This is a genomic window from Nocardiopsis quinghaiensis, assembly GCF_008638365.1.
Taxonomy (GTDB): Bacteria; Actinomycetota; Actinomycetes; order Streptosporangiales; family Streptosporangiaceae; genus Nocardiopsis; species Nocardiopsis quinghaiensis.
The window spans coordinates 194,969-217,537 of the sequence record NZ_VWVU01000003.1; the positions used below are offsets into that span (position 1 = coordinate 194,969).

General features: G+C 72.2%; 17 protein-coding genes. 10 read left to right on the forward strand and 7 right to left on the reverse strand.

All coding sequences use genetic code 11. The annotated features are described in order from the left end of the window. Nucleotides 1–38: 38 nt before the first annotated feature. A complete protein-coding gene (locus FYX01_RS09680) occupies nt 39–1,436 on the reverse strand; it encodes an MFS transporter (protein WP_150239711.1) in 1,398 nt (465 codons plus the stop codon). A 7-nt stretch (nt 1,437–1,443) separates the two neighbouring features. After that, nucleotides 1,444–2,286 carry a glycerophosphodiester phosphodiesterase family protein gene (locus FYX01_RS09685; RefSeq protein WP_150239713.1) on the reverse strand — a complete coding sequence of 281 codons (843 nt, stop codon included), beginning with the start codon at nt 2,284–2,286 and terminating at the stop codon, nt 1,444–1,446. 152 nt (nt 2,287–2,438) lie between these two features. Here FYX01_RS09685 and FYX01_RS09690 point away from each other — a divergent pair, with 152 nt between their 5' ends. The 4 genes from FYX01_RS09690 (at nt 2,439) to FYX01_RS09705 (ending at nt 8,862) form a co-directional block, all read left to right on the forward strand. Next, nucleotides 2,439–2,939, forward strand: coding sequence for an Rv3235 family protein (locus FYX01_RS09690; protein ID WP_150239715.1), 501 nt, complete (start codon nt 2,439–2,441; stop codon nt 2,937–2,939). Between the two features lie 280 nt (nt 2,940–3,219). Next, complete coding sequence (locus tag FYX01_RS09695) at nt 3,220–5,118, forward strand: S9 family peptidase (RefSeq protein ID WP_150239716.1); 1,899 nt, start codon at nt 3,220–3,222, stop codon at nt 5,116–5,118. Nucleotides 5,119–5,602: 484 nt separating this feature from the next. After that, nucleotides 5,603–6,595, forward strand: coding sequence for a C40 family peptidase (locus FYX01_RS09700; RefSeq protein ID WP_150239718.1), 993 nt, complete (start codon nt 5,603–5,605; stop codon nt 6,593–6,595). A 677-nt stretch (nt 6,596–7,272) separates the two neighbouring features. Continuing rightward, nucleotides 7,273–8,862, forward strand: coding sequence for a glycosyltransferase family 2 protein (locus tag FYX01_RS09705; protein ID WP_150239720.1), 1,590 nt, complete (start codon nt 7,273–7,275; stop codon nt 8,860–8,862). A 125-nt stretch (nt 8,863–8,987) separates the two neighbouring features. Here FYX01_RS09705 and pstS read toward each other — a convergent pair whose 3' ends face one another. After that, nucleotides 8,988–10,133, reverse strand: a complete 1,146-nt coding sequence (gene pstS, locus FYX01_RS09710; protein WP_150239722.1) for a phosphate ABC transporter substrate-binding protein PstS — start codon at nt 10,131–10,133, stop codon at nt 8,988–8,990. Nucleotides 10,134–10,353: 220 nt separating this feature from the next. On the opposite strand from pstS, the gene treY reads away from it, so the two are divergent. The 4 genes from treY (at nt 10,354) to FYX01_RS09730 (ending at nt 16,563) form a co-directional block, all read left to right on the forward strand. Then, nucleotides 10,354–12,753 (forward strand): malto-oligosyltrehalose synthase, encoded by a 2,400-nt coding sequence (treY, locus tag FYX01_RS09715; RefSeq protein ID WP_150239724.1) that lies wholly within the window; start codon nt 10,354–10,356, stop codon nt 12,751–12,753. Between the two features lie 64 nt (nt 12,754–12,817). Then, nucleotides 12,818–13,705: a putative RNA methyltransferase gene (locus FYX01_RS09720; RefSeq protein WP_150239726.1), complete on the forward strand. Its 888-nt coding sequence runs from the start codon at nt 12,818–12,820 to the stop codon at nt 13,703–13,705. A gap of 216 nt (nt 13,706–13,921) precedes the next feature. Then, the gene (gene treZ / locus FYX01_RS09725) at nt 13,922–15,742 is read left to right on the forward strand and encodes a malto-oligosyltrehalose trehalohydrolase (protein ID WP_150239728.1); all 1,821 of its coding nucleotides are present in this window, start codon (nt 13,922–13,924) and stop codon (nt 15,740–15,742) included. Then, nucleotides 15,739–16,563: an alpha/beta fold hydrolase gene (locus FYX01_RS09730; protein WP_150239730.1), complete on the forward strand. Its 825-nt coding sequence runs from the start codon at nt 15,739–15,741 to the stop codon at nt 16,561–16,563. The genes treZ and FYX01_RS09730 overlap by 4 nt, the downstream gene beginning before the upstream one ends. 19 nt (nt 16,564–16,582) lie before the next feature. On the opposite strand, the gene FYX01_RS26080 is transcribed toward FYX01_RS09730, so the two are convergent. After that, nucleotides 16,583–17,203, reverse strand: a complete 621-nt coding sequence (locus FYX01_RS26080) for a hypothetical protein (RefSeq protein WP_190394252.1) — start codon at nt 17,201–17,203, stop codon at nt 16,583–16,585. A 214-nt stretch (nt 17,204–17,417) separates the two neighbouring features. Between FYX01_RS26080 and FYX01_RS09740 the strand changes: the two genes are divergently transcribed. After that, nucleotides 17,418–18,119 (forward strand): class I SAM-dependent DNA methyltransferase, encoded by a 702-nt coding sequence (locus FYX01_RS09740; protein WP_150239732.1) that lies wholly within the window; start codon nt 17,418–17,420, stop codon nt 18,117–18,119. Here FYX01_RS09740 and FYX01_RS09745 read toward each other — a convergent pair. Together FYX01_RS09745 and FYX01_RS09750 are read right to left on the reverse strand one after the other, a co-directional pair. Beyond that, a complete protein-coding gene (locus FYX01_RS09745) occupies nt 18,116–18,877 on the reverse strand; it encodes a phosphotransferase enzyme family protein (protein WP_150239734.1) in 762 nt (253 codons plus the stop codon). The two genes, FYX01_RS09740 and FYX01_RS09745, sit on opposite strands and share 4 nt — an antisense overlap. A gap of 45 nt (nt 18,878–18,922) precedes the next feature. After that, a complete protein-coding gene (locus FYX01_RS09750) occupies nt 18,923–20,197 on the reverse strand; it encodes an MFS transporter (protein WP_190394253.1) in 1,275 nt (424 codons plus the stop codon). A 73-nt stretch (nt 20,198–20,270) separates the two neighbouring features. On the opposite strand from FYX01_RS09750, the gene FYX01_RS09755 reads away from it, so the two are divergent. Continuing rightward, complete coding sequence (locus FYX01_RS09755; RefSeq protein ID WP_150239736.1) at nt 20,271–20,819, forward strand: ArsR/SmtB family transcription factor; 549 nt, start codon at nt 20,271–20,273, stop codon at nt 20,817–20,819. A 39-nt stretch (nt 20,820–20,858) separates the two neighbouring features. Here FYX01_RS09755 and ctaD read toward each other — a convergent pair whose 3' ends face one another. Next, nucleotides 20,859–22,523 carry an aa3-type cytochrome oxidase subunit I gene (gene ctaD / locus FYX01_RS09760; RefSeq protein ID WP_150239738.1) on the reverse strand — a complete coding sequence of 555 codons (1,665 nt, stop codon included), beginning with the start codon at nt 22,521–22,523 and terminating at the stop codon, nt 20,859–20,861. Nucleotides 22,524–22,569: the final 46 nt, after the last annotated feature.

The following is a 22,569-nucleotide window of genomic DNA, read 5'->3' on the forward strand; positions in this document are numbered from 1 at the left end:
GGGCGGGCACACCGCGCTGAACCCCCACGTCCAGCGCGCTAGAGGTTGCGCGGCACCTCGTTGCCCACGGCGACGATGCCCTCGCGCATGCGCGTGCGCCACAGCAGCAGCCCGCCGACGACGAAGAACGCGAGCAGCGACAGGATCGCCACCCGGTAGCCGCCGGTCAGGGAGACCGCGACGGTCACGGTCAGCGACCCCAGGAAGGTCGACCCCTTGTCCGAGATCTGGAACAGGCTGAAGTACTCCGCCTCCCGGCCTTTGGGGATGAGCTGGGAGTACAGCGACCGGGCCAGGGACTGGGTGCCGCCCAGCACCAGGCCGATGCCCACGCCCATGGTGATGAACAGCGGCACGTTCCCGGCCGGGAGGAAGTAGGCCGCCGCCACCAGCGCCCCCCACACCACGAGCGTGGCCATCACGGTGTTCTTCGAGCCCAGGCGACGGGCCACCCGGCCCGCCAGGAAGGCGCCGCCGAAGGCCACGAACTGGATGATGAGGATGGTGATGATCAGCGCTTCCTCTTCTAGACCCAGGTCCTGGGTGGCGAAGGGCGCCGCGTAGCGGATGGCCGCCTGCACGCCGTCGTTGAAGAAGATGAACGCCAGGAGGAAGAGGACGGTATTGGGGTACCGGCGCATGTCCTTGAGCGTGTGCCCGAACTGGCGCAGCGACTCTCCCACCCTCGGACGGCCCCGCACGCGCGCGGCCAGGGCGCCGTAGCGGTTGCGCAGCGGCCTGATCGCCATGACGGTGAAACCGGCCCACCAGATGCCGACGGAGGCGAACGCGATCCGCGCGGCCCCGTCCGTGCCGACGCCCAGCGCGTCCGCGTTGACCACCAGGCCCAGGTGGACGGCCAGCAGCAGGGCGCCGCCCAGGTAGCCGATACCCCAGCCGGTGACCGAGACCCGGTCGCGTTCGTCGGCGGTGGCGATCTCGGGCAGGAACGCGTTGTAGACCACGATCGACAGTCCGTACAGCAGGTTGGCCAGCACGAACAGCAGCGACGCCACCAGGTAGCCGTCGGTGGTGAAGTACAGCCCGGCGGTGCACAGCGACCCGCTGAGGGCCAGCCAGAACAGCCACCGCTTCTTGTACCGGGAGTGGTCGACCATCGCCCCCACGGTGGGCAGGAGCAGGATCTGCAGCAGGATCGCCACCGTGGTCAGCGCCGGGTAGAGCGCGTTGGGGTGGAGGGCGAGGAAGTCCAGTCCGAGCGGAGTGAGGGCCAGCGACGGGTCCAGGCAGGCCTCGGCGCTCTCGGCCCCGGCCGACACGCACGCCAGGTTGCTCAGGTACGGGCCGATGAGCACGGTCACCACCGAGGTGATGAACACCGAGTTGGCCCAGTCGTAGACGTACCACCCGCGCTGTTCGCGTCTGCGCTGGTCGGGATCGGTGGAGGGGGCACCCGCCTCCGTGGGAGCGGTCATGGGGGAGTCATCCGTCCTGGAGGAGGTCGTCGCCGGGACCGGTGGCCCGGGCGGGTGAGGTGCGGCCCGTCCAGCGGCCGCGTCGTACCAGGAGCCGCTTGAGCGCGACGGTGTTGTCGGTGACGATGCCGTCCACGCCCGCGTCGAGCAGGCGCTCCATCACCGGGAGCTCGTTGATGGTCCACACGTGCACCTGCAGGCCCAGCCGGTGCGCGGTGTGGATCAGGTCCCGGCTGAGTACGGGGAAGGAGCCGTGCCACAGCGGGATCTGGGCGCACACCGGGACCTCGCTGGCCAGGGCGCGCAGTAGCGGCGACAGGGAGGCCGCACGCAGCCGGAGCACGTCCAGGGGGCCGCAGGAGGTGGCGACGGGGCGGTCGAAGAGCCGCCGTGCCCGGTCCAGGCGGGACTGGTCGAAGGAGCCCACGCACACACGGTTCCAGGCGTTGGTGCGGCGCAGTACCTCCACCAGCGGCTGGACGGCCGCGTCGGCCTTCACGTCGATGTTGAAGCGCGCGTGGGGCCAGGAACCGAGCAGGTCCTCCAGCAGCGGCACCGGCTCGCGCCCGGCCACGCGGGCGCGGGCGACCTCCCGGTGGGGCAGGTCGCCGATGGCGCCGACCATGTCGGTGGCGCGGTCCAGGTCGTGGTCGTGGAAGGCCATGAGGACGCCGTCGCTGGTGGCGTGGGCGTCCGTCTCCAGGTACGTGTAGCCGAGGTCGATGGCGTACTGGAAGGCGGTGGCCGTGTTCTCCAGTTCGGTGCGGCGCTCGCCCTGGTCGTCGATGAGCCACCCGCCTCGGTGGGCGAGGGCCACGGGTACGGGAGAGGAGAGGTAGGCGTCAGTCACGTCTGCAGTATGCCGGTTATGGGACGCGGTGCGCCCGTCGATATGTGCGCGGACGGATGCCGGAAAACCTGGAATGCCAGGTGGCACGGAGAGGGATCGCGGCCTCTGTGCAGGGTGAAGGCGGCCGTCATCCTCCCGGAAGGGACCTGTTCATGTCGCATCCCCTGACCCGTCACTCCTGCCCCCGCCCCCTCTGCGCCCGCGGCGCGTCCGCGCGCCACCGGCCGGTCCGCACCCCCGGGCGGACTCCCCTGCCTCCGCACCACACCCCCGTGCGCCGGTGCGGCCCTCCTCTGCTGGCGGGTCACCGGACCCCCGGCGACGTGCACCTGCTGGCCCAGCGCATGGCGGAGGTCCTGGTGGGCCGCCGCGCCATCGAGGTGCTGCGCGACCACGTGACCGTTGCGGTCCGCGAGGAGTTGCGCGGCGTGCGCGGCACGGTCTCCTGCGAGCTCGCCCCCCGGCTGACACGGGTGTTCCACCAGCGCCCCGACGCCGAGGGGGTGGAGGCCAGCGCCGTGATCCGCTGCGACCGGCGCTCGCGGGTGTTCGCCTTCCGGGCCCGGCGCGAGGAGGGGCGCTGGGTGTGCACCCACCTGGAGACCGACGGTGTCGGTCGCCGCCGCGGCCTTCCGGTCGAACCGACGCGGTGACCCAGCGGGGCCGGCCCGGCGTCGGGCGACACCGGGCCGGCCCGTGTTCCTCCGTCGGAGCCGTTTTCATCCGCCGGAAAAGTACCTGGATTTCCGATAAGAGGCCTGGATAGGGTCCGTCTGGGGCGCACTCCGGACCGGACGCGCCCCGCGTTCGAACGGCGGCACCCGACCTGGCCCCGCCGTGCCTGGCACGCGGTGGCCCCGAACGACGGTTCCACCGCCGAGGGAAAAGGAGAGGGCGGTCACGGCGCTCCCTGCGCCGGGACGGCCACTGTGTATGAAACCTGCTGACATCGTCCATCTGCACAGCCTCGGCGCGCCGACCCTGTCGCCCGACGGCGGCCGTGCGGTCTTCGCCCTGAGCCGGCCGGACCTGGAGGAGGACGCCTACCTCGGCTCCCTGTGGTCGGTCCCCACCGACGGATCGGCCCCGCCCTCCCGGCTCACCCGGGGGACCAGGGACAGCGGTCCGGTCTTCTCCCCCGACGGGCGGTGGATCGCCTTCCTGCGCCCCGACGAGGACAAGCGCCCCCAGATCCACGTCCTGCCCGCCGACGGCGGCGAGCCCTGGCAGACCACCTTCCACCCGCTGGGCGCGGGCGCCCCGAGCTGGAGTCCCGACTCCGCCCGGATCGCCTACACCGCGCGGATCCCCGAACCCGACCGGTACGTGGACGTCGAACCGGGCAAGGAGCCGCCCCGGCGCGTCACCCGGCTCAAGTACCGGACGGACGGACTCGGGTTCACCAACGACCGGCGCTCGCACGTGTTCGTCTCTGCGCCCGTCGACCCCTCCGGTGAGGTGGGGAAGCCGGTCCAGGTGACCCGGGGCGACTTCGAGCACCAGGCCGTGGTCTGGCGCCCCGACGGCGGCGAGCTGGTCTTCTCCGCCAGGCGGCACGCGACCCGCGACACCGATCTGGTCACCGACCTGTGGGCGTGCGCGCCGGAGGAGGGCGCCGAGCCGCGCCGGGTCACCGCCGGGACCCTGGACGCCGGGGAGAGCGACTTCTCCGAGGACGGCGCCACCGTCTACTTCCGCGGCGACGACCTCGGCCCCGGCCTGGACGACTTCGTGGGGCGGACCACCGCCCTGTGGTCGGTTCCCACCGACGCCTCGGCCGCACCCGCCCGGCTGACCCCCGCCCAGGACCCCAGGATGTCCGGGGGGCCGAAGGCCACCGCCCGGGGGCTGCTCGGCCTGGCGGAGAACAGGGGAGCGGTGGACCTGGTCCTGGTGCCCTTCGGGGGCGGCGGGCCCGAGACCGTCATCGGCGGCAAGGTGCAGGTCCAGTCCTTCGACAGCGTGGGCGGGGTCACCGTCGCGGTGGTCGCCGACGAGCGCGGCAGCGGTGAACTGGTCCTGGTCACCGACACCGGCACTCGGGCGCTCACGGAGTTCGCCGGTGCCCTGGACCCGCTACCGACGACGGAGCTGACGGCGCACACGGCCGACGGCTATCCCGTGCACGGATGGGTCGCGGTCCCCGAGGGCGAGGGTCCGCACCCGGTGGTGCTGATGATCCACGGCGGTCCGTTCGCCCAGTACGGCCACCAGTTCTTCGACGAGACCCAGGTCCACGCGGCAGCCGGGTACGCGGTGGTCCTGTGCAACCCGCGCGGATCCTCCGGCTACGGGCACGAACACGGCCGGGCCGTCATCGGATCGGTGGGGCGGACCACCGCCACCGACGTCCTGGCCTTCCTGGACGAGGCGCTCAGGGACGAACGGCTCGACTCCTCCCGGGTGGGTGCCATGGGCGGCTCGCACGGCGGGTTCATGACCACCTGGATCGCCGCCCACCACGGCGACCGCTTCCGGGCGGCGATCAGCGAGCGCGCGGTCAACGCGATCGGGAGCTTCCAGGGCTCCTCCGACATCGGCTCCTTCTTCCCCGAGCCGCTGTACGGCCCGCCGGAGACGTGGGCCAAGGAGAGCCCGCTCTCCTACGCCGACCAGATCGACCTCCCGTTCCTGATCATCCACTCCGAGGAGGACTGGCGGTGCCCCCTGGAGCAGGCGCAGCGCCTGTTCGTGGCGCTGAAACTGCGCGGCCACGAGACGGAGATGGTGCTCTTCCCCGGTGAGGGGCACGAGTTGTCGCGCTCCGGGCTGCCCAGCCACCGGGTCGCACGGTTCGAGGCGATCCTGGACTGGTGGCAGCGCCACCTGTGAGACGTGCCGGGGGGCGGGGGCGTCCCACCCCCTTCCCCCATCTCGTGTGATGCATACCACTTTTTCTGAGGATTTGACCCTGTTTTGGGGTGGGTCGATCGGGGAGGATGAGTGCCCGTTCTGGCGCAGTGGTCGGCGTTTCGGGTCTCTTGTCATGGAACCACAGCTCAGAGGGTTGCCCAAGAAAAGGTAACGAAAGGGTCGCGTCAGACCCCGGTGGTGGATTAGTGTTCCCTCAGGTCGGAACGCCCCGTTAGTCACCACAAGGGTGACGGCGTCCGGTTTCCGTCGCACTCTGCTCGTCAACGGTCCTTTCCCAGGAGCAGAGGCCGCCGCAGAAACACCGGCGCACCTCCGCGGCCCCTCTCGCACGCCGCCAGCCGGGATCCCCCTCCCACCAGCATCCCCACACGCCTGTCCCAGGCGTGCCTCGGGGATGTCCTGCGTCGGTAGACGGGTGATGGGGAGGAAGGCAGTCGATCCCTTGACCCGCAACCACGAACCCGGCATGCGCCGTATCGCGACGGCCGGTTGCGCCACCCTGGGCGCAGTCGTCCTGTCCTCGGGCGTCGCCCTCGCCGAACCCACCCAGGAGGAGGCCCGGGAACGCCACGGGCAGCTCCAGGAGGAGCTCTCGGAGCTCAACGAGGCCTACAACCAGGCTGAGGAGGACCACGAGGCCTCCGAGACGGAGTTGGAGGACATCGAGGAGCGCCTCGGTACGGCCCAGGAGAGACTGGACGCCAAGTCGGACAAGGTCTCCGGGATCGCCCAGACCGCCTACACCGGGTCCACCCACAGCTTCTTCACGATCCTGTTCGAGGGCGACCCGGACGCGTCCCTGCAGAACGTCGCCGACCTGAACTTCCTCTCCGAGGGCCAGGACGACGTCCTGGCCGACTACGTCGTGGAGGTGGAACGCGCCGAGGAGCTGCGCGACCAGGCCGCCACGGCCGAGGAGGACGCGGCCGAGGCGCTGGCCACGGCCGAGAAGGCACAGGAGGAGGGCGAGGCCGCGCTGGAGGAGCAGGCCGAGGTCCTGGAGAGCATGGGCGGGCAGGATCCGACCACCTCCGAGGCATCCTCGGGCGGCGGCGGCACGGCCGCGGTGTCCGGCGACACCCAGGCCGTCCTGGACTTCGCCCGTGCCCAGGTCGGCAAGCCCTACGTCTGGGGCGGTACCGGACCCAACGGCTACGACTGCTCGGGGCTGGTCCAGGCCGCATGGGCCCAGGCCGGGGTCAACCTGCCCCGTACCACCTACGACCAGGTCAACGCCGGTACGCGGATCTCCCGCGACCAGGTGCAGCCCGGTGACCTGCTGTTCTTCTACAGCGAGTCCTCTCCCAGCCACGTGGGGATCTACTCCGGTAACGGCAACATGATCCACGGCTCCAACCCGTCCAAGCCGCTGGAGGAGATCTCCCTGGCCGCGTACTGGGACGGCGTCTTCACCGTGGCGGTCCGCGTCGGCTAGGAACCGCCCACGGTCGCGAACGGGAGGGTGACGGCGCTGCCCGTGCACCTCGCGTCCGTCCGGGAGCCGGAAGCACCGTGAACGGACACACGGACATGCCGCGGTCGTCGACGCCCACGTTTCCGGCCTCCCTCCAGGCGCCGGTAACGGTTCCCGGCCTCGGCGGTGTGCCGGCGCGGGACCAGGCGTGCATCCGGCGCTTTCCCGGGGACGGGGATCAGCGGGGCCGTCCCCGCGGCCGGGGACACCAGGGGCGTGAAGTCCACGACCGTGGTGTTCGGCTCAGGTGGAGCGGGGAGTTCCACGCCCGACAGCGCGGTGAAGAAGAGCGGGAGGAGCAAGGGGACCAGGGCATCGGAGACCGCGGGCCGGTGTCGGGCCGCTTCCAGCGGATGGGAGCCCGCGCCGGAGGCGGGGAGGGCGGCCCGCTCGACTCCGGGGTGTCGACCGCCTGCCGCGAAAGGTCCAGGCCCGCCAGGTTGTCGTATCAGGGGCGCGGAGGCCGTGGAGGAGGTGCTGTCGGCAGGGGTTCCTTGTCCGGCGCGGGGGTCGCCACGACCGTTTCGTGACACATGTGCGAAGGTCTCCACGGTGCAGTCAAACGAGGGTATGGTGACTTTGTGTCACTGAACAAGCACGTAGGGTCCCATGTTGACGGGGTATCTCACCGTGGCCGGGTGGAACGGGTCTCCACCCGCGTCTTCCGCAACGACTGGAGTGTGCTGACACCGCCCGGAATCGGCCGCTGGACCCCTGATCTGTGCGTCAGCGTCATCGTCCCGGCGCACGGCGGACAGCGGCGCCTCGACCTCGCCCTGGCCTCCCTGGCCGCGCAGACCTACCCCGGGGACCTGCTGGAGGTCGTGGTCGTGGCCGACCGCTCCTCCCCGCCCCTGCGGCTGCCCGCACTACGCCCGGCGCACTGCCGCCTCCTGACCGCGCCCGACGGCGGCTGGGGCGCCGGATACGCCCGCGCCTACGGCGCCCACTCCAGCACCGGTGACATCCTGCTGTGGATGGACGCCGACATGGTCGTGTGCCCCGAGTTCGTCGAGGCCCAGGCCCGCTGGCAGCACGTGCACGCCGAAGCGGTCACCCTCGGCCGGATCCGCTTCGCCGACACCGGCCCCGACGACCCCGCCGAGGTCCCGGCCCTGGCCCGCACCGGCGCGCTCCACCGTGCCCTGGACGCCGGCAGGCACCACGAGTGGATCCACCGGATCCTCACGGAGAGTGACGGCCTGCGCGATGCCGACCACCTGGGCTTTCACGCCTACCTCGGCGCGGCGGCGGCCGTGCGGCGAAGCCTCTACGAGGCCACCGGGGGAGTCGACCCGAGTCTCGACCTGGGCCAGGACACCGAGTTCGGCTACCGGCTCTGGCAGGCGGGCGCCGTCATGCTGCCCGAACCCGCCGCCACCGGCTGGCACGTGGGCCGTGCGGGCCCCGCCCGCACCCGACTGCCCTCCGAGCGCTTCCGCACCAAGGTGCTCGCCGAGTCCATGCCGCACCCGCACGCCTACCGTGAGCGTGTGCCCGCCCACCGGCGCCGCACCCCGCTCGTGCACACCGTCGTCGACGTCTCCGGTGCTCCCTACGACCTGGTCCGTGCCTGCGTGGACCGGCTGCTGACCAGCGCCGAGACCGACCTGACCGTCACCCTGGTCGCTGACTGGGAGGGTGTCGGGCAGGACCGGCAGGCCGTCGGAGGACCCCGTCTGGACCTGCGCCTGGTGCAGGCCACCTATCTGAGCGAACCCCGCGTCTCCTTCGCCGGCTCCGCGCCCCGCACCGGCTTTCCCTCGCCGTTCCTACTCCAGGTCCCGGTCTCCTGGGGGCTGGGCCAGGTCGCAGTGTCCCGGCTGCTGGCCAGCGCCGAGCGCGCCCGCGCCGGGCTCACCGAACTCTTCTCCGCCATCTCGCCCACACGCGACGCCGGGGTGCGGCTGTGGCGCACCCGCGCGCTGACCCGGGCCATGCGGGTGTGCGACGAAGGCGAGGACCTGGGAGACGTCGTCGCCGAACTGCACGGCCGCTACCGCATCCACGCGGGGGAGGAGACGCTGGTCGACCTGTCGCTGTACAGGTCGGTGCCGCCGCCTCCGCGTACCGAGCCGGATCCGGTGGAGATCGCCGCGCCGTGCCCGCCACCGGGGAGGCGCGATGCCCGGGAGGACACGGACCGCCGGGGAAGCGCACGTTCCGGCGGCTGGCTGCGCTCGGGATGGGAGAGGGCCCGCCAGCGGCTCAGGAAGGGGCGGGACTGACATCCTCCCCTGCCTGAGGGCGGGAGAGCCCAGCCGGCGGAAGCCGTGCGCCGCCGGTGGTCGACGTCTCCCAGCCCGCCCGACGGCGAGCCTGTACTCCAGCGAAGTGACCGTGCGCCCCCGGATCAGCTGATGGTGTCGATCGACTCCAGCAGCTTCCCGCGCAGGTCGTCGCTGACCGGCGCGGAGCCCGTCTCCTCGGAGGCGGCCTGCTGGCCCTCGGGGCTCACCACGTACTTCAGGAACGCCTTGACCCTCTGCGCCGTCCTGTCGTCGGGGTAGTCCAGGCACACGACCTCGTAGCTGACCAGGACCAGCGGGTAGGTGCCCGACTCGGTCGTGCCGTAGTCCAGGTCCAGCGCCAGGTCGTACTCGCTGGGGTTCTCCTCGCGCTGGGGAGACTTGGCCACCACATTCGCGGCGGCCTCCGGAGAGACCTCCACGAACTCGCCGCCGACACCGAGGCCCACCGTGGACATGCCGTGCGTGTGCGACATCTCCACATAGCCGATCGCGCCCTCGGCCCGCTTGACGGTGTCGGCGATACCGCTGTTGCCCTGCGCCGACTCGTACGCGGTGATCGGCCACTGGCCGCCCGCCTCGTGCGGCCATGCCTCCGGCGCGGCCTGATTCAGGTAGTTGGTGAAGTTCTCGGTGGTGCCCGAGTCGTCGGAGCGGTTGACCGGGGTGATCGCCATGTCCGGCAGATCCGCGTCCGGGTTGTCCTCGGCGATCTCCGGGGCGTTCCAGCGGGTGATCTCCTGGTGGAAGATCTTCGCCAACGTCTCCGGGCGCAGGTTCAGCGAGTCCACGCTCTCCAGGTTGAACACCAGCGCGATCGGCACCACGTACGAGGGCAGGTTGAGGGTGTCCGAACCGCCGCACCGCTCCCGGGCGTCGGCGTTCTCCGCAGGGTCCAGTGCGGCGTCGGTCCCCGCGAAGGCCACCGCCCCGTCGATGAACTGGCTGCGCCCGCCCCCCGAACCGATCGAGTTGTAGTAGACGCGCGAGTCCTCGCACGCCGACTGGTAACCGGCGATCCAGGTCGTCATCGCGTTCTCCTGGGCGCTGGAACCGGCCCCCGACAGACTGCCGGAGAAGCACTCCAGGTCCTCGGGAACCGCGGGCGCGGCGCTGTCCGGGACGGCCTGGTCGCTGCCGCAGGCGGTGACGGCCATCAGCAGGCCGGCCAGCGCGGCCGACGCCGCGCCCCGGTAGGCGCCGCGGTGGCGCGGGGCGCCGGTCTTGGTGCGCTTGTTGGACGGGAGCACGACTGCTTCTATCCCCTTCGTCGGCGTCGGTGGTCCTTGGCCTGTGTTCACCGCCGCGCGTCCCCGCACGGGCACGTCGTCGCTGATGATGGAGCACCGCCGAAGAATTTAACCATCGGTGGACCACCACCCCCAAGGCGGACCTGTGTGGGATGGCGCTCACCCGGACCGGTGACGGAGTGCATGACACGCGGACGGGGCGGGCACGGGTAGCTGCGTGATGAGCACGAACGACACGTCCACGACGTCCACGACCGCCGCTCCAACGTCAACCTACCGCCTGCAGCTGCGTCCGGGATTCACCCTGGACGACGCCGCCGGTCTGCTCGACTACCTGGACCGGCTCGGGACCGGCGCGCTCTACCTGTCCCCGGTGCTCGCCGCGGCGCCGGGTTCCCAGCACGGCTACGACGTGGTCGACCCCACCCGGGTCTCGTCCGCCCTGGGCGGGGACACCGCCCGCGAGGCCCTGGCCGTCAAGGCGCACGAGCTGGGCCTGGGCGTGGTCGTGGACATCGTGCCCAACCACATGTCCGTGGTGCGGGCGGACGCCAACCCCTGGTGGTGGGACGTCCTCGCGCGCGGACGGGAGTCGGTGTACGCGCGCTGCTTCGACATCGACTTCGACGCCGGACCGGTCCTCATCCCCGTGCTGGGTGACGACGGCGACGGCGGACGGGCCGCCCTGGCGGAGCTCACCCTGGCCGACGGCTGCCTGGCCTACCACGACAAGCGCTACCCGCTCGCCCCGGGCACCCACGCCCCCGGCGACCCGGTCGAGCGGGTACACGAGCGCCAGCACTACCGGCTGGTGTCCTGGCGGCGCGGCGACGGCGAACTCACCTACCGCCGCTTCTTCGACGTCAGCGAACTGGCCGCCGTGCGCGTGGAGGACCCCGGAGTCTTCGACGCGACCCACGCCGAGGTCCTGCGCTGGGCGCGACTGGGCCAACTCGACGGCCTGCGGGTGGACCACGTGGACGGGCTCACCGACCCCGGCGGCTACCTGCGCAGGCTCGCCGAGGACTTCGGCGGCTGGGTGGTGGTGGAGAAGGTCCTCGCACCCGGCGAGAGCCTTCCGCAGTCCTGGCCGGTCGCCGGGACCACCGGATACGACGCCCTACGCGAGGTCTGCGGGGTGTTCGTCGACCCCTCCGGGGAGGCCGACCTGACCACCCTGGCGCTGGACCAGGGAGTGGAGGTGGACGTCGTCGAGGCCGACGTGCTGGCCCGCCGCCAGGCCGCCACCGGACTGCTGCGCGCCGAGGTGCTGCGCATCGCCGCCCTGCTGCCGCCCCGGCCGCCCGAGGGGCGCGAGGAGCCCTCCGCCGAAGCGGTGCGCCAGCGCGAGGAGGCCGTCGCCGAACTGCTGTGCGCCTTCGACGTGTACCGCTCCTACCTGCCCGAGGGCGAGCAGGACTGGGCCCGCGCGGTGGAGACCGCCGCCGAACGCCGCCCCGGCCTGGCCTTCGACCTGGAGGCCATCGACCGGCGTGTGCGCCGCGATCCCCACGGCGAGGCCGCACGGCGCATCCAGCAGACCAGCGGGATGGTCGTGGCCATGGGCACCGAGAACACCGCGTTCTACCGGGCCACCCGGTTCGTCGCCCTCAACGAGGTGGGCGGTGATCCCGCCGACTTCGCCGTCACCCCGGACGAGTTCCACGACGGCGCGGCCCGCCGTGAGGCCTCCCGGCCGCGCACCATGACCACCCTGTCCACGCACGACACCAAGCGCTCGGAGGACGTGCGCGCCCGTCTGGCCGCCCTCTCCGAGGTGGCGGAGCCCTTCGGCGAGGCCGTGCGCCGCTGGACCGAGCGGTGCGCCCTGCCCGAGCCCGCGCTCAACCTGCTGGGCTGGCAGACCCTGGTCGGCGCCTGGCCGATCGGGGAGGAGCGCCTGACCGAGTACCTGCTCAAGGCGGCCCGGGAGGCACGCCTGGGGACCTCCTGGACCGATCCGGACACCGACTTCGAGGACCGCGTCCGCGCCTGGCCCGGCCGGGTCCTGGGCGACACGGCCCTGCGGGGGGAGGTCGTCTCGGTGGTGGAGTCGGTGCGCGGGGCCGGATGGAGCAACTCCCTGGGGCAGAAGGCCCTGCAACTCCTGGGTCCGGGCGTCCCGGACCTCTACCAGGGCACCGAGCTGTGGGACCTGTCCCTGGTCGACCCCGACAACCGCAGGCCCGTGGACCACCAGGCCCGCACCGACCTGCTGGCCCGTATCGAGGAGGGGTGGCGCCCGCCTGTGGACGCCACCGGCGCGGCCAAGCTCCACCTGGTCCGTACCTGCCTGCGCGCCCGCCGGGAACTGCGACCGGAGGGGTACCTGCCGCTCACGGCCTCGGGGCCGGCCGACCGCCACGCCCTGGCCTTCGCGCGTACCTCGCGGGGCGCCGCCCACCCTGACCTGGTGGTGGCCGCCACACGGCTGCCGCTGACCCTGGCCGAGGCCGGAGGCTGGTCGGACACCGCGCTGGCGCTGCCCTCGGGACCGGGGACGTGGACCGACCGGCTCACCGGCCGTGTCGTCGCACCGGAACGCGCGGACGGGCTGACCCTGGCACACCTGGGGGAGGTGTTCGACCGCTACCCGGTGGCGGTCCTGACCAGGGAGTGAGCGGGGCGGTGCGGAGGCAGGGCGGCCCCGCCGAGGCGTCGGCGCGGGTAGGCTGACCGCGATCATGACGCGCGCGCACACCCCACACCACACCGGCCCCAGGCTGCGGATGCCCGACTCCGTGGCGGCCGCCCTGGCCTGCCCCGCCTGCGGGGAGGGGCTCGGCCGGGACGAGCGCGGGCTCACCTGCGCCGGCGGGCACAGCTTCAACGTGGCCCGGGAGGGGTACGCCAGCCTGCTCACCGGGGCCACACCGCCCGGGACCGGCGACAGCAGGGAGATGGTCGCCGACCGCCTGAGGTTCCAGGAGGCGGGGCACCACGACCGGATCTCCGCCGCGCTGGCCGCCGCCCTGGCCCGCGAACTCACCGCGTCCGCGCCGCTGGTCGCCGACGTCGGCGGCGGGACCGGCCACCACCTGGCCCGGGTGCTGGAGGCCCTGCCGCACGCTGTGGGACTGACCGCCGACGTGTCCAAGTTCGCCGCCCGCAAGGCGGCCCGGGTCCACGAGCGCGGCGGCGCCGTGACCGCCGACGCCTGGCGGGGGCTGCCGCTGCGCGACGCCTCGGTGGACGCCCTGCTCAACGTGTTCGCGCCGCGCAACGCCGCCGAGTTCCGCAGGGTGCTGCGCGCCGAAGGTGTGCTGCTGGTGGCCGTCCCGGCCGCCGACCACCTCACCGAACTCCGTGAGGCGCTGGGCCTGCTGGACGTGGACCCGCGCAAGGAGGAGCGCCTCGCCGACTCCCTGCACGGGCACTTCACCCCGGCCGGTGCCGAGGACCTGCGCTTTTCCATGGAGCTGGGCCACGACGACGCCGCGACCGTCGTCGGGATGGGCCCGAGCGCCCGCCACATCGCTCCGCAGGACCTGCGCTCGCGCATCGCGACCCTGCCCGCACCGGTGCCGGTCACCGCGTCGGTGCGCCTGCACACCTACCGATCGCGTTCCTGAGGAACCACCCCGCGCGGCGGTATGCCGACGTGGGCGGGCACGGAGCACCCCCCCGACACCAAGGGAACCGTATGTCCGCCGCCGTTCGCCACAGCGGGCTCCGGCCTGTGGACGGCCCCCGCCGACCTCCGGACCGTGAAGATCCGCAAGAGGGACAAGCGGTGCATCGGGGACAGCCGCGGATGGTGGGCGCGCGAGCCGGGTAGGTCACCCTCCGTGAGTGAACCGGAGACCATCCCGACCACGTCCGACTCCCTCGCCGCCCCCACCGTCCCGGGGCTCGGCGTCAACGGCGACTTCGCCGTCTGGGCACCCCGCCGCGAACGCGTGCGCCTGCGCCTGTACGGCACCGGCGCCTCCGCGGAGCGCGACGTCTCCATGCGGCGCGACGACGACGGCTGGTGGCGCGCGCAGGCCGACGGGGCAGGACCCGGCACCGAGTACGCCTACCTCCTGGACGAGGACCCCCGAGCCCTGCCCGACCCGCGCTCGCTCCACCAGCCCCACGGGGTCCACGGACCCAGCCGCGTCCACGACCACGCCGCCTTCTCCTGGACCGACAGCGGCTGGACCGGCCGTCCCCTCGCGGGCGCCGTCGTCTACGAACTCCACGTGGGCACCTTCACCCCCGAGGGCACCCTCCGGGCCGTCGCCGAACGGCTCGACCACCTGGTCGACCTCGGTGTCACCCACGTCGAACTCATGCCGGTCAACGCCTTCGACGGCGCCCACGGCTGGGGCTACGACGGCGTCCTGTGGGGGGCCGTCCACGAGCCCTACGGCGGCCCCGACGCCCTCAAGGCACTCGTCGACGCCTGCCACGACCGCGGCCTGGCCGTCCTGCTCGACGTGGTCTACAACCACCTCGGCCCCTCCGGTGCCTACCTGTCCCGCTTCGGCCCCTACTTCTCCGGCGAGAACGACTGGGGGCCCTCCCTCAACCTGGACGGACCCGACTCCGACCCGGTCCGCCGCATGGTCATCGACAACGCCCTGGACTGGCTGCGCCACTACCACCTGGACGGGCTGCGCCTGGACGCCGTGCACGCCCTGCGCGACGACCGGGCCACCCCGCTGCTCGCCGGGCTCTCCGAGGAGGTCGACGCCCTGGCCACCGCCCTGGGCCGCCCCCTGTCCCTCGTCGCCGAGTCCGACCGCAACGACCCCCGCACCGTGCTGCCCCGCGAGGCGGGCGGCCTGGGCATGACCGCCCAGTGGTCGGACGACCTCCACCACGCCCTGCACGCCGCCCTCACCGGCGAGACCCACGGCTACTACGCCGACTTCGCCGATCCCGAGGCGCTGCCCACCGCGCTCACCCGCGTGTTCTGGCACGCGGGCACCCACTCCAGCTTCCGCGGCCGCACCCACGGCGCGCCCGTGGACACCGCGCGCGTGCCCGGCAGCCGCTTCCTGGCCTACCTGAGCAACCACGACCAGATCGGGAACCGCGCCCGGGGCGACCGCATGGGCGAACGCGTCACGCCCGGCCTGCTCATGTGCGGCGCCGCCCTCGTGCTGTGCTCGCCCCACACCCCCATGATCTTCATGGGGGAGGAGTGGGCGGCCACCACGCCCTGGCCCTTCTTCGCCTCCTTCACCGACCCCCACCTCGTCGAAGGGGTACGCGACGGCCGCCGCCGCGAGTTCGCCGCCCTGGGATGGGACGAGGAGGACGTCCCCGACCCCATGGACCCGGCCACCCGCGACGGCGCGGTCCTGGACTGGTCCCAGACCGGGCGCCGACCACACGAACGGGTCCTGGACACCTACCGGGCGCTCATCGCCCTGCGCCGCCGGGAACAGGAGCTGTCCGACCCGCGTCTGGACCGCTTCGCGGTCGCGGCCGGTGATGACGGCCTCCGGCTCGTTCTGGTCCGGGGCGGCCTGCGGGTCGTGTGCAACCTGGACGCCGACGGCGCCGAGGTGGAGCTGGACGCCGCCCCGCGCGAACTCCTGCTCGCCAACGACCGGCCGAGGACCGCCGGAACCACCGTCGACGTGCCCGGAGAGTCCTTCGCTATCCTGCGCGTATGACCGACGACGCCTGGACACTCGACCACAGCTTCGAGGCGCACAACGGGACCGTGCGCTGGACCCGCTTCGGGGAGGGAACCCCGCTCGTGCTCATGCACGGCACACCGTTCTCCTCCTACGTCTGGCGTCACGTCGCCCGTGCCCTCAGCGCCAGGTACACCGTCCACGTGTGGGACATGCCCGGCTACGGGGCCTCGGCCAAGTACGAGGGGCAGGACGTGTCCCTGGCCGCCCAACAGGCCGCCTTCACCGCGCTCCTGGACCACTGGGGACTGGAGCGCCCCGCCGTGGTGGCGCACGACTTCGGCGGCGCGGTCGCCCTGCGCGCGGCCGTCCTGGACAAGGTGGCCTACGAGCGCCTCGCCCTGGTCGACGCGGTCAGCGTGCGCCCCTGGGGCAGCGACTTCTTCCGCCTGGTCAACGCCAACGCCGACGTGTTCGCCGCGCTGCCCCCGCACCTGCACGAGGCCCTGGTGCGCGCCTACGTCTCCTCGGCCGCGCACCGCGAGCCACGTACCCACACCCTGGACGCGCTCGTGCGGCCCTGGCTCGGCGCGGACGGCCAGCCCGCGTTCTACCGGCAGATCGCCCAGGCCGACGAGCGGTACACCGCCGAGGTCGAGGACGGGTACGCCGCCCTCGACCTGCCGGTGCTGGTGGTGTGGGGTCAGGAGGACACCTGGCTGCCGCCCGAACGCGGCCGGCGGCTCGCCGAGGCGATCCCCGGGGCGCGGCTGCACATGCTCGCCGGGGCCGGGCACCTCGTCCAGGAGGACGCGCCGGCCGAGCTCACCGCCGCCCTCCTGGACTTCCTGGGCTGAGGATGCGAGCCCGGGCCGGTCAGCCGACCGGTCCGTCGAACACCATCTCCTCGCCGCCGTGGCGGATGATGATCCGCAGTTCCTCGGTGCCCGGGGCGACGTCGCACCACATCGGGAACGCGTGGGAGCCCGCCTCCGCCTCGCTCGGCGGGTCCGTGCTCTCGACGGCGACCTCCCCGGCCCCGGTCCCGCACACGGCTTCGAGGTTGCCGAACCCGAGCACCCGCTCCAGGTCCGGCACCTCCACCTCCAGGGTGAAGTCCACCCGTCCGGCCCCGGAGGAGGAGACGCCGGCGACGGTGTAGACGACGTCGGCCTCTCCCTCGTACTCGTGCTCGTAGGCGCCGACTGGGAACGAGACGCTGTGGGACTCGCTGAACGCCGCTCCGTCCGGGGTTCCGCCGGAGGACGGCGCCTCCTCCGGCGCCTCCTCCGGCGTATCCTTCGGAGCCCCGTCGGGGGAGGTGTCCGCGGACGGTTCCCCGGCGGGGGCCCCGCTCGCGGACGGTGTCGCGGAGGGGCTCTCCTGGTCCTGGTCCGTGGAGACGGGTTCCTCAACGGCCACCGTCCCCTCAGGGCCGCATGCCGTGAAGGCGAGGAGGAGTGGAAGGGACAGGAGAAGGGGGATGTGTCTGCGCATGCGACCAGGCTAACCGCCGGAAGCGGGCACGACATCGGGTCCCAGCACGTGGAACACACCACGGCTCCACTATGTGTCGGTAACCGCCCGATTCACTCCCGGGTCGGGCGCCTCGTCCGGGAGGACGCGTCGGCCGAACCCGCCGTCGCCAGCAGCGCATGGCGGGTCGAAAACGGTTCGCGCGCACGTCCTCGACCACGGCATACTCGCCCCCATGCCTGACTTCGCGGACTTCGACACCCGCCACTACCGCACCGTCGACGTGGCCACCGGCTACGACGGCTGGTCGAGTACCTACGAGGACTCCGTCCTGGACGCCATGGACCTGGCCCTGCTCGACGGCCTCACCGCCCCCGACTGGCGGTCCCTCTCCCGCGCCGCCGACCTGGGCTGCGGCACCGGCCGCACCGGCGCCTGGCTGCGCGGCCGGGGGGCCGTGCACGTCGACGGCGTCGACCTCAGTTCCGGGATGCTGGCGCTGGCGGACGAGCGCGGCGCCCACGACAGCCTCACCCGGGGCGACGTGCGCGACACCGGTCTGCCCGGCGCCTCCTACGACCTGGCCATCGCCTCGCTCATCGACGAGCACCTGCCCGACCTGGCGCCCTTCTACGCCGAGGCGCGTCGGCTCGTCAGGCCGGGCGGTACCTGCGTACTGGTCGCCTACCATCCGCAGTTCTCGATGGTCTCGGGGATGCCCACCCACTACACCGACGCCTCCGGCGAGGACGTCGCCATCACCACCCACGTCCACCTCATCAGCGATCACGTGCGTGCCGCCACGGCCTCCGGATGGACCCTCGCCGAGCTGTCCGAGGCCACCGTGGACGACACCTGGGTGGCGGCCAAGCCCAAGTGGGAGAGGTTCCGCGGCCATCCCGTCTCGGCCGCCTTCGTCTGGACCGCGCCCGTCTAACGCAGCAGCGCCGCCAGCCACACCCCGCGGTTGCGCTCCACGTACTCCGACGCGGGTCCCCAGTGGTCGGCGTGCCCCTCCGCGTGCAGCCGCGCCCACGGCCGGCGGCCCGTCCGTGCCCCCTCCACCAACAGGTCGTACATGCCGCGTACCCGCTGCAGGACCGCGCCGGGCAGCTCCCGGCGCTGGTCGGTGCCGCACCCGTAACCGTCGGCCAGGGCACGCAGCCGCCGCGCGTCGCGCTCGGGATCGCCGCCCTCGTGCAACGGTACGAAACCGTGCGCCGCGTACCCCAGGTCGCCCATCCGCGTGCCCGGGCCGGCGCAGTCCCAGTCGATGAACGTCCAGGCGTCGCCGTCCCGCACCAGGTTCCACGGCGCCAGGTCGTTGTGGCAGACCAGTTCCCCGCGCTCGTGCGGGACGGGCACCTCCCACACCGGCTCCTCGGGGGGCCGGTAGGCGGCGGTCAGGTCGTGGAGGCGGCGGATCGTCCCGCCCAGCCGACGCAGCTCCTCCTCCGCCATGGGCGCCATCCGGTCGGCCATCGTCCCGGGGACGTATCCGAGCGTCTGACGGCCCTGTTCGTCCCCGCCGAGCGGGGGAGGCGATGCCTCGTAACCGCACCGGCGCAGGTACTCCAGCAGGGACATCACCGCGGGGGAGGAGCGCCGCCACGGCTTGCGCACGGTCCGGCCCACGCGTACCACCTGGTCGGCGACGTTGCCGCCCTCCAGGACCTCTTCGTCGGTGTCGGTCATGGCCCACCATGGTCCGCCGGGCGTGCGGAGAAGTCCACCGGTTTCCTACCGGCCGCCGTCGGCCTCGCGTTCGGCGGCCGCCAGGCGGGCGTCGTCCATCCGGACCAGTCCGGCGAGCAGCCCCAGGCACAGCAGCCCCATGGTCGCGTACACCCACCTCAGGCCGAGGAACTCGGCGATGATCCCGCCCGTCGCGGCGCCCAGCGGCATGGTTCCCCAGGCGAGCAGCCGGTACCCGCTGTTGACCCGGCCGAGCAGGCGGTCGGGGGTGATCCGCTGGCGGAGGGACACCGTGATGACGTTCCACCCCGCGATGCCCAGTCCGCCCAGGAAGAAGCCGCCCGCGACCAGGTACGGGTCGGCGGTCACCGCCGGTACGCCGACGAGCACGCTGAAGGTGAGCACGCAGACCCGCAGGGTCCAGGCCCGGCCCAGCGCCCCCTCGACCCGCCCGGCGGCCAGGGCGCCGACCACGCTGCCCGCGGCGACGGCGGTCATCAGCAGGCCGTAGGCGGGTTCGGACAGGCCCATGGGCGAGCCGGGGCCGACCACGAAGAGCACCAGGACGGTGAAGGCGGCGTTGGTGCCGAAGTTGCTCACCCCCACCATGGTGGCGAACGACCGCAGGATCCGGTGGCCCCACAGGAAGCGCAGCCCCTCGGCGATGTCGGCGCGCATGGTGGTGGGCGATGACCGCTCGACCCGGAACCGGCCGCGCACGAACAGCAGTGCTCCCACCGCGACCAGCCACAGCGCGGCCGGGGCCGCGAACGCCCCCGCCGCGCCCAGCGCCACCAGAAGACCGCCCAGGGGCGGGCCGAGGAACTGGTTGGCGGCCAGTTCGGCGGTGTGCAGCCGCCCGTTGGCGCGCGGGAGCCGTTCGCGGCCGACCACCTGCGGCAGGACCGACTGGGCCGAGGTGTCGTAGAGGGTCTCGGTGATCCCGACGCACAGCGCCACCGCGTAGAGCAGCCAGATCGATCCCAGGTGCAGGGCCAGCGCCAGTGCCAGAGCACCGAGCAGCAGTCCTCGGACGAGGTTGGCGCCGAGCATCACCCGGCGGCGGTCGAGCCGGTCGGCCAGGGCCCCGGCCGGAAGCGAGAAGAACAGCCAGGGGACGGTCAGCGCGAACGTCACACCGGCGATGAGGAGGGGGGAGCCGGTGAAGCGCAGCGCCGCCAGGGGCAGCACCACCTTCAGGACGCCGTCGGCGAGGTTGGACAGAGCCGAGGAGGCCCACAGGTTCCAGAAGGCGGCGCCCAGCGACGTGGTGGGGGACGTCGGGGTGGAGCCGACGTGTCGGGGGGTCTCGTCCGTCATGCGATCGAGGATGACAGATCGGTTGACTTACCTCAATCGATTCTGGAAGCTCGATCGTTGTTAGGCTCGGGCCATGGGTGAACCGGAACAGGGCGGGGCCGCCCCCCTCCCGCGCACACGACGTCCGGCCACGGTCCGGGAGGCCAAGGCCCTCTCCCACCCGATGCGGGTGCGCATCCTGCGGCTCTGCCTGTCCCGGGAGCTGACCAACAAGGAGCTCGCCGACCGGTTGGACACCACACCGGGCACGGTCCTGTACCACGTGCGCCAGCTCGTGGACGCGGACCTGCTCACGCCCGCCCCCGTGCGCACCGGCGCCAGCGGCGCCCTGGAGAAGCCCTACCGCTCCACCGGCGAGAGCTGGTGGCTGGACGGGCCCCTCGCGGACGCCGACACCGGTTCCACCGCCCCCGTGGAGGCCTTCCAGCAGGAGCTGGGTGAGGCCGGACCGGAGTCGGTGCGGATCTACTCGCGCTTCGTGCTGCACCTGTCCGAGGAGGGCCTCGCGGAGCTGGACCGGCGCATCCTCGCCGTCCTGGACGAGTACGTGGCCACCGAGGACCAGCGCTCGGACCAGCCCCCCTACGCGGGGGTGTTCCTCCTGCACCGTCCCGTCGACTGACGTCCTGCCCGGGGCGGCCGCCGGAGGCCGCGACCGGCCCTATGCCTCCCGTCCCCGGGGATGGTGCAGGTCGAAGGCCGGGCGGTCACTGCGGATACGCGGAAGCGAGGTGAAGTTGTGCCGGGGCGGCGGACAGCTCGTCGCCCACTCCAGGGAGTTGCCGTAGCCCCAGGGGTCGTCGTTCTCCACCGGATCCGCGTGCTGGGCGGAGTACCACACGTTCCAGAGGAAGACCAGGGTCGAGGCCCCCAGGACGAACGAACCGATGCTGGACAGCATGTTCATCCAGGTGAAGCCGTCGGTGGGCAGGTAGTCGGCGTAGCGGCGCGGCATCCCCTGCGCCCCCAGGTGGTGCTGGATGCCGAAGGTCGCGTGGAAACCGAAGAACAGGGTCCAGAAGTGCCACTTGCCGAGAGCCTCGTTGAGGAAGCGCCCGGTGAACTTGGGCCACCAGTAGTAGAAGCCCGAGAACATCGCGAAGACCACCGTGCCGAACAGCACGTAGTGGAAGTGTCCGACGACGAAGTAGGAGTCGGTGACGTGGAAGTCCAGCGGCGGTGAGGCCAGGAGGACCCCGGTGAGCCCGCCGAACAGGAACGTCACCAGGAACCCGATCGCGAACAGCATCGGACTGGGGAAGACGAGCTGGCCCCGCCACATCGTGCCGATCCAGTTGAAGAACTTGATGCCGGTGGGCACCGCGATGAGGAAGCTCATGAAGGAGAAGAAGGGCAGCAGCACCGCGCCGGTGGCGAACATGTGGTGGGCCCACACCATCATGGACAGGCCGGTGATCGCCACGGTCGCCGCCACCATGCCCTTGTAGCCGAACAGCGCCTTGCGCGAGAAGACCGGGATCACCTCGGTGATGATGCCGAAGAACGGCAGCGCCACGATGTAGACCTCGGGGTGGCCGAAGAACCAGAACAGGTGCTGCCACAGGATCGCCCCGCCGTGCCCGGGGTCGTAGACGTGCGTACCGACCATGCGGTCGGCGCCCAGGGCGACCAGTGCGGCGGTGAGCACCGGGAAGGCCAGCAGCACCAGCACCGAGGTGAGCAGGATGTTCCAGGTGAAGATCGGCGTCCGGAACATGGTCATCCCCGGAGCGCGCATCATGGCGATCGTGGTGATGAAGTTGACCGAGGCCAGGATCGTGCCCAGGCCCGACACGATCAGTCCCATCACCCACAGGTCGCCGCCCAGCCCCGGTGAGCGCACCGGGTCCGACAACGGGATGTAGGCGAACCAGCCGAAGCTCGCCGCGCCGTTGTTGGTCAGGAACCCGCCCATCACCGTCAGGCCGCCGAACAGGAACAGCCAGTAGCCGAGCATGTTCAGCCGGGGGAAGGCCACGTCCGGCGCACCGATCTGCAGTGGCACGATCACGTTGCCGAAACCGACGAACAGCGGTGTCGCGAACAACAGCATCATCACGGTGCCGTGCATGGTGAACAGGGCGTTGTAGCTCTCCGCGGTGACGACCTGCATCCCCGGCCAGAGCAGTTCGGCGCGGATGAGCATCGCCATGACCCCGCCGGCGAGGAAGAAACCGAAGGAGGTGATGATGTAGAGGTAGCCGACGATCTTGTGGTCGGTCGAGGAGAGCCAGCGGGTGACGATCCCGCCCTTGGCCTCCGCGGGCTCGGCCGTGAGCTCGTCCGCGGCGGTCTCGGACACGGCTTCTTCTCGCGTCCGGGTCATCGGACCTCCGTTCGTCCGTACGTGGACGGTGTGGGCGTGGCGGTCC